Source organism: Inquilinus limosus MP06 (genome assembly GCF_000767795.1).
GTDB lineage: Bacteria > Pseudomonadota > Alphaproteobacteria > DSM-16000 > Inquilinaceae > Inquilinus > Inquilinus limosus_E.
Genome location: NZ_JANX01000306.1, coordinates 1 through 7,380 on the forward strand (window position 1 = coordinate 1; position 7,380 = coordinate 7,380).

Consider the following 7,380-nt stretch of genomic DNA (forward strand, 5'->3'; position numbering starts at 1 on the left):
AGCCGCCGATGCCGGCAAGCCGGTGAAGCAGGCCAAGGCCGACATCACCGCCTGCGCCCGCTATTTCGAGTTCTATGGCGGCGCCTGCGACAAGCACCACGGCACCACCCTGCCCTATCTCGACGGCTACACCGTTCTGACGGTGAAGGAGCCCTACGGCGTCACCGGTCACGTCATCCCGTGGAACTACCCGGCGCAGATCTTCGGCCGCACCATCGGCGGCGCCCTGGCCGCCGGCAATGCCTGCGTGCTGAAGCCGGCGGAGGATGCCTGCCTGACGCCGCTGCGCATCGCCCAGCTGGCGCTGGAGGCCGGGCTGCCGCCGGGGGCGCTGAACGTCGTCACCGGCCTGGGGGCCGAGGCCGGCGCGGCGCTGGCGTCGCATCCCGGCATCGACCACATCAGCTTCACCGGGTCGCCCGGCACCGGCGCCGCGATCCAGGCCGCGGCGGCGCAGTTCAACCGGCCGGTGACGATGGAGCTGGGCGGCAAGTCGCCGCAGCTGGTGTTCGACGATGCCGATGCCGAGGCCGCCCTGCCCTTCGTCACCGCCGCGATCGTGCAGAATGCCGGCCAGACCTGCTCGGCCGGCAGCCGCCTGCTGCTGCAGGACGGCATCGCCGACGACTTCCTGTCGGCCCTGGGCGACCGTTTCCGCGCGCTGGAGACCGGCCCCTGGGACCGCGACCCGGATTGCGGCCCGCTGATCAGCGCCCGGCAGCAGGAGCGGGTGCGCGCCCATCTCGAGCGCGCCCGGGCTGACGGGCTGCCGGTGCTGGCCGAGGGCCGGCTGTCCCCGAACGCCCCGGCCGGCGGCTTCTACCAGGTGCCGACCCTGGTCGGCGACGTGCCGGCGGACCATCCCCTGGCGCAGGAGGAGGTGTTCGGCCCGGTGCTGGCGGTGCTGCGCTTCCGCGATGAGGAGGAGGCGATCCGCCTGGCCAACGGCACCGAGTTCGGGCTTGTGGCCGGGATCTGGACGCGCGACGGCGCCCGGCAGCTGCGCTGCGCCCGCCGGGTCCGCTCCGGCCAGGTCTTCATCAACAATTACGGCGCCGGCGGCGGGGTCGAGCTGCCCTTCGGCGGCATGAAGCGCTCCGGCTTCGGCCGCGAGAAGGCGATGGAAGGGCTGGACCATTTCAGCGTGACCAAGGCCATCGCGATCAAGCACGGGTAACCGGCTCGTCGGCCTCTCCTTTTGTGTCATGCCCGGGCTTGACCCGGGCATCCAGAGAGCGTCGGCACCCTCTGGATTGCCGGGTCAAGCCCGGCAATGACAGGGAGGGGACTGGTTATGAAGCAAGATCCGCGCCCGGCTCATACCTCCTTCGCGGACATTCGCCTGCTGCCCCGGCCGCCCTGCCCCTATAGTCCGGCCATTCGACGTCCGGGACTTCACCGGAAGAGACGGCGGGCCGGGCACCAGGCTGTTGAGCGGCGCCCCTCCCGCAACGCGACCACCACACGACCAGGACAGAGGGACAGGGCATGCGGCTCGAAGGCAAGGTGGCCATCGTCACCGGCGCGGCGTCAGGCTTCGGCAAGGGCATCGCCGAGCGCTTCGTTCGGGAAGGCGCCAGCGTGCTGATCGCCGATCTGTCGGCCGAGGCGGGCGAGGCCGTGGCCGCGGCGCTGAACGAGGTGCGGCCGGATGCCGCCCGCTTCGTCCGCACCGACGTGTCGCGCGACGCCGACACCGCGGTCGCCATCGCCACCGCGGTCGAGGCCTTCGGCGGACTGGACATCGTCGTCAACAACGCCGGCTACACCCATCGCAACAAGCCGATGGCCGAGGTCACCGAGGACGAGTTCGACCGCATCTTCGCGGTCAATGTGAAGGCGATCTTCCTGGCCGTGCGCCACGCCGCGCCGCATCTCCAGGCCAAGGGCGGCTCGATCCTCAACATCGCCTCGACCGCCGGCATCCGGCCGCGGCCGGGCCTGACCTGGTACAACGCGTCGAAGGGCGCGGTGATCACCGCCACCAAGTCGATGGCGGTGGAGCTGGCGCCGAAGATCCGGGTCAACTGCCTGTGCCCGGTTCTGGGCCAGACCGGCCTGACCTCGACCTTCCTCGGCGACGACACGCCGGAGCGGCGGGCCCAGTTCCTGGCGACCATCCCGCTGGGCCGGATGAGCACGCCCGAAGACATCGCCAACGCCGCGCTGTACCTGTCCTCGGACGAGGCCTCGATGGTCACCGGCGTGGCGCTGGAGGTCGATGGCGGCCGCTGCATCTGAGAGGCCGCCCGATACCGCACCTGGCGTGGCCGTCTGACGGCGGACTCGAAGCTTCCGGTGCTCACGCACCAAATGTGCGCTGCGCTCCGGTTCTCGAAACCACCGCCAGCCGACTCACGCCAGCGCGGTCTCGGGCGGCCTCTCGTCCAGTCAAGCGCAGCCAGGGCTTGCCTCCGGAGCGCGATGCCCGCACCCTCGGCGCTCAGGGTAGCGAGGGGGCCGAAGGGGGCCACAGGGATGCCAGCAACGGCCGGGTTGTCGATCACGCACCGTCCGATTAGGAAGGCGCGATGACGACCCTCGCTACCGACTCGCGCGACGGCCAATCGCTCGCCCCCAAGCTGCTCGGCGTCATCGGCGTCGTGTATGGCGACATCGGCACCAGCCCGCTCTACACCATCCGGGAATGCTTCACCCATCCGGGGGCGCCCGGCGTCTCGGAGGGCGCGGTGCTGGGCGTGCTGTCGCTGATCTTCTGGGCGACGACGCTGATCATCACGGTGAAATACGTCTCCTTCGTGATGCGGGCCGACAACCGCGGCGAAGGCGGCGTGCTGGCCCTGACCGCCCTGGCCTTCCGCGCCCGGCGCGGCGCGAAATGGGGCCATTTCATCGTCCTCTTGGGCATCATCGGCGCGGCGCTGTTCTACGGCGACGGCGTGATCACCCCGGCGATCTCGGTCCTCAGCGCCGTGGAAGGGCTGAAGATCGCGACTCCGGTCTTCGACCCCTACATCATCCCGCTGACGCTGATCATCCTGACCCTGATCTTCATGGTCCAGGCGCATGGCACGGCCAAGGTCGGCTCGGCCTTCGGCCCGATCATGTGCCTGTGGTTCCTGACCATCGGCCTGCTCGGCGCCGCCCAGGTGGTGAACCGCCCCGACGTGCTGGCGGCGATCTGGCCGAATCACGCGGTCGAGCTGTTCTATACCAGTCCCTGGGCGGCGGTCGTCGTGCTCGGCTCCGTCGTCCTGGCGGTCACGGGCGGCGAGGCGCTGTACGCCGATATGGGCCATTTCGGCCGCGGCCCGATCCGCATCGCCTGGGTCGGCTTCGTCTGGCCGGCGCTGCTGCTGAACTATTTCGGCCAGGGCGCACTCCTGATCGAGAACCCGGCCGCGATCGAATCGCCCTTCTACCTGCTGACCCCGTCCTGGGGCCTGTACCCGATGGTGATCCTGGCCACCATGGCCACGGTCATCGCCTCCCAGGCCGTGATCTCCGGCGCCTTCTCGGTCAGCCAGCAGGCGGCCCAGCTGGGCTACATGCCGCGGCTGGAGGTGCGCCATACCTCGGCCGAGGAGAAGGGCCAGATCTACATCTCGCGGATCAACTGGTCGCTCTACGCCGCGGTCGTGATCCTGGTGGTCGGCTTCGGCTCCTCCAGCGCCCTGGCCGGGGCCTACGGCATCGCCGTGACCGGCACCATGGCGGTGACCAGCGTGCTGGCCTATCTCGTCGCCCGTCACCGCTGGGGCTGGAGCCGCTGGACCGCGCTGCCGCTGTTCGCGCTGTTCCTGTTCATCGACCTGGCCTTCTTCGGCGCCAACACCATCAAGATCCTGCATGGCGGCTGGTTCCCGCTGGTGCTGGCGGTGGCGCTGACGACGCTGATGTGGGTGTGGCGCAAGGGCCGTGAGATCCTGTACCGGCGCCGCTACCGCGACGCCATTCCGCTGGCCACCTTCGTCGACGGCAAGATGTACAAGCGGGCGCACCGGGTGCCCGGCACCGGCATCTTCATGACCGGCAATGTCGGCGTCGTGCCCTTCGCCCTGCTGCACAACCTCAAGCACAACAAGATCATCCATGAGCGCGTGGTGCTGCTGAAGGTCGAGACCACGGACGAGCCGCGGGTCGATGACGAGCAGCGCATCGAGATCAAGGATCTGGGCGACGGCTTCTACACGGTGATCGTGCGCTACGGCTTCCAGCAGCAGCCGGACATCCCGCGCGCCCTGGCCGCCTGTTCCTCCAAGGGGCTCGGCTTCAACATGGCCGACACGTCGTTCTTCATGAGCCGGGAGTACTTCGTGCCGTCGCCGCGGCCGGAGCTGCCGCCCTGGCAGGAATGGCTGTTCATCCTGATGTCGAACAACGCGCTGAGCGCCACCGAGTTCTTCCGCATCCCGGCGAACCGGGCGGTGGAACTGGGCTCGCATCTGGAGATCTGAGGGGCCCTGCCGCAAACCGGACGGGGTGCGGCGCGGGCTCGATTGACACCCGACCGCCGCCCCGCTTTAGTCCCTCCGCGCCCAGTTGATGCTGACGGGAGTGACGGGATGAAGAAGGTCTATCCGGATGCCACGGCGGCGCTGGCCGGCGTGCTCCGCGACGGAATGATGGTGATGGCCGGCGGCTTCGGCCTGTGCGGCATCCCGGAGAAGCTGATCGACGCCATCGCGCTCAGCGGCGTCACCGGGCTGACGGTGGTGTCGAACAATTGCGGCATCGACGGCGTCGGTCTCGGCAAGCTGCTCGAGCGCGGCCAGATCAAGAAGATGATCTCGTCTTATGTCGGCGAGAACAAGCTGTTCGCCCAGCAGTACCTGTCCGGCCAGCTGGAGCTGGAATTCAACCCGCAGGGCACGTTGGCCGAGCGCATCCGCGCCGGCGGCGCCGGCATCCCCGCCTTCTTCACCAAGACCGGCGTCGGCACCATCGTCGCCGACGGGAAGGAGGTGCGCGAGTTCGACGGCGCGCAATATGTGATGGAGCGCGGGCTGTTTGCCGACCTGGCCATCGTCAAGGCCTGGAAGGGCGACACCGAAGGCAACCTGATCTACCGGAAGACCGCGCGGAACTTCAATCCGATGATGGCGACCGCAGCCAAGGTGACGGTCGCCGAGGTCGAGGAGCTGGTGGATGTCGGCGGGCTGGACGCCAACCAGATCCACACCCCCGGCATCTACGTGAAGCGCATCCTCCAGGGCCGGGACTACGAGAAGCGCATCGAGCAGCGCACCACCCGGCCGCGGGCCGCCTGAGGAACAGGAGACAGACCATGGCCTGGACCCGTGAGCAGATGGCCGCCCGCGCCGCGCAGGAGCTGCAGGACGGCTTCTACGTCAACCTCGGCATCGGCATCCCGACGCTGGTGGCGAACTACATCCCTGACGGCGTCACCGTGGCGCTGCAGAGCGAGAACGGCATGCTGGGCATGGGCCCCTTCCCCTATGAGGGCGAGGAGGACCCGGACCTGATCAACGCCGGCAAGCAGACGATCACCGAGCTGCCGCAGTCGAGCTATTTCAGCTCGGCCGACTCGTTCGCCATGATCCGCGGCGGCCATATCGACCTGTCGATCCTCGGCGCCATGCAGGTGTCGAAGGAGGGCGACCTCGCCAACTGGATGATCCCCGGCAAGATGGTGAAGGGGATGGGCGGGGCGATGGACCTGGTCGCCGGCGTCAAGCGCGTCGTCGTGATCATGGAGCACAACGCCAAGGACGGCACGCCGAAGCTGCTGAACGCCTGCGACCTGCCGCTGACCGGCAAGGCCGTGGTCGACCTGGTGATCACCGAGCTCGGCGTGTTCGAGATCGGGCCGCAGGGCCTGACCCTGATCGAGGTCGCCGACGGCGTCACCGTCGACGAGATCCGGGCCAAGACCGAGGCGCCCTTCGCCACCCGGCCGGGCCTGGCCTGAGGCCGGCAGGGCTCGGGATCGGCCCCGGCGCTTGCCCTGGGGCGGCGCCGGGACCAGATTAGAGCTTTCGCACATGCGAGAGAGCGGTCCCATGCCCGACGGAACTCCGGAGGCAAGCCTCAAGCTCGTCGCCGACATCACGGTCCTGGACGCCGCCGCCTGGGACGCCTGCGCCGGGCCGGACAACCCGTTCCTGTCCCACGCCTTCCTGGCGGCGCTGGAGCAGAGCGGGTCGGCCACCGCCGAGGCCGGCTGGCTGCCCCAGCATCTGGTGCTGGAGGAGGCGGACGGCCGCCTGCTGGGCGCCGTGCCGCTGTACCTTAAGGGCCATTCCCAGGGCGAATACGTCTTCGACCACAGCTGGGCCCGCGCCTATGAACAGGCGGGCGGCCACTACTACCCGAAGCTGCAATCGGCCGTGCCCTTCACCCCGGTCACCGGCCCGCGCCTGCTGGTCCGTCCCGGCGCGCCCGCGCAGACCGCCGACCTGCTGATCCACGGGCTGGAGCAGGCGGCGCTGGCGCACAAGGTCTCCTCCGTCCACGTTACCTTCCCGACCGAGGCCGACTGGTCGCGCCTCGGCGCCGCCGGCTGGCTGCAGCGGATCGGCGAGCAGTACCATTGGGAGAACGAGGGCTATGGCAGCTTCGACGACTTCCTGGCGACGCTGAACAGCCGCCGCCGCAAGGACATCCGCAAGGAGCGGCAGCGCGCGGTCGAGGGCGGCATCCGCCTGGCCGTGCTGACCGGCGACGACCTGAAGCCCCGGCACTGGGATGCCTTCTTCCGCTTCTACATCAACACCAGCGACCGGAAATGGGGCGACCCGTACCTGACGCGGGAGTTCTTCGCCCGGATCGGCGAGACCATGGCCGACCGCATCGCCCTGGTGATGGCCGAGAAGGACGGGCGCTGGATCGCCGGCGCGCTGAACCTGATCGGCGCCGACACGCTGTACGGCCGCAACTGGGGCTGCGACGGCCGCGACTATCCCTTCCTGCATTTCGAGGCCTGCTACTACCAGGCGATCGACTTCGCCATCGCCCGCGGCCTGAAGCGGGTCGAGGCCGGGGCGCAGGGCGAGCACAAGGTGATGCGCGGCTACCGCCCGGTGCGCACCTACAGCGCCCACTGGATCCGCGACCCCGGCTTCCGCCGCGCCGTGGCCGATTTCCTGGCCCGCGAGACCCGCGCGGTCGAGGCCGGCATCGAAGACCTCGCGGAACATCTCCCCTTCCGGCAAGATTGTCCTTAGCCGCACTCCGCGGCCGGCAATGACGCGACGGCCGGCAGGCAGGGCCGTCGCCGACAACCGAGGGAGTGAGCGATGGATCTCGACAAGCTCTTGGGTGCGTTGGCGCAGAGCGGCCTGGGCCGTGCGTCCGGAGGCGGAGGGGCCGGTGGCCTCGGCGGCATCCTCAGCCAGGTGCTGGGCGGGGGCGGCGCGATGTCCGGCGGAACCGGCGGCGGGCTCGGCGGAGCGGGCG

General features: G+C 69.5%; 6 protein-coding genes. All 6 read left to right on the forward strand.

Going from position 1 to position 7,380, the window contains the following annotated elements:
• The coding region (locus tag P409_RS20995) for an aldehyde dehydrogenase family protein (protein ID WP_034843168.1) at positions 1-1,177 on the forward strand (1,177 nt) is incomplete at its 5' end.
• Positions 1,178-1,488: 311 nt separating this feature from the next.
• Positions 1,489-2,241, forward strand: a complete 753-nt coding sequence (locus P409_RS21000) for a glucose 1-dehydrogenase (protein WP_034843171.1) — start codon at positions 1,489-1,491, stop codon at positions 2,239-2,241.
• 290 nt (positions 2,242-2,531) lie between these two features.
• Positions 2,532-4,418, forward strand: a complete 1,887-nt coding sequence (locus P409_RS21005; protein ID WP_034843174.1) for a potassium transporter Kup — start codon at positions 2,532-2,534, stop codon at positions 4,416-4,418.
• 108 nt (positions 4,419-4,526) lie between these two features.
• Positions 4,527-5,231 carry a CoA transferase subunit A gene (locus tag P409_RS21010; RefSeq protein WP_034843176.1) on the forward strand — a complete coding sequence of 235 codons (705 nt, stop codon included), beginning with the start codon at positions 4,527-4,529 and terminating at the stop codon, positions 5,229-5,231.
• Positions 5,232-5,248: 17 nt separating this feature from the next.
• A complete protein-coding gene (locus P409_RS21015; RefSeq protein ID WP_034843179.1) occupies positions 5,249-5,893 on the forward strand; it encodes a CoA transferase subunit B in 645 nt (214 codons plus the stop codon).
• A 91-nt stretch (positions 5,894-5,984) separates the two neighbouring features.
• Positions 5,985-7,148, forward strand: a complete 1,164-nt coding sequence (locus tag P409_RS21020; protein ID WP_034843183.1) for a GNAT family N-acetyltransferase — start codon at positions 5,985-5,987, stop codon at positions 7,146-7,148.
• Positions 7,149-7,380: the final 232 nt, after the last annotated feature.

Coding starts and splice junctions, on each gene's coding strand:
- P409_RS21000 (WP_034843171.1), top strand. CDS start 1,489: ATGCGGCTCGAAGGCAAGGTGGCCATCGTCACCGGCGCGGCGTCAGGC.
- P409_RS21005 (WP_034843174.1), top strand. CDS start 2,532: ATGACGACCCTCGCTACCGACTCGCGCGACGGCCAATCGCTCGCCCCC.
- P409_RS21010 (WP_034843176.1), top strand. CDS start 4,527: ATGAAGAAGGTCTATCCGGATGCCACGGCGGCGCTGGCCGGCGTGCTC.
- P409_RS21015 (WP_034843179.1), top strand. CDS start 5,249: ATGGCCTGGACCCGTGAGCAGATGGCCGCCCGCGCCGCGCAGGAGCTG.
- P409_RS21020 (WP_034843183.1), top strand. CDS start 5,985: ATGCCCGACGGAACTCCGGAGGCAAGCCTCAAGCTCGTCGCCGACATC.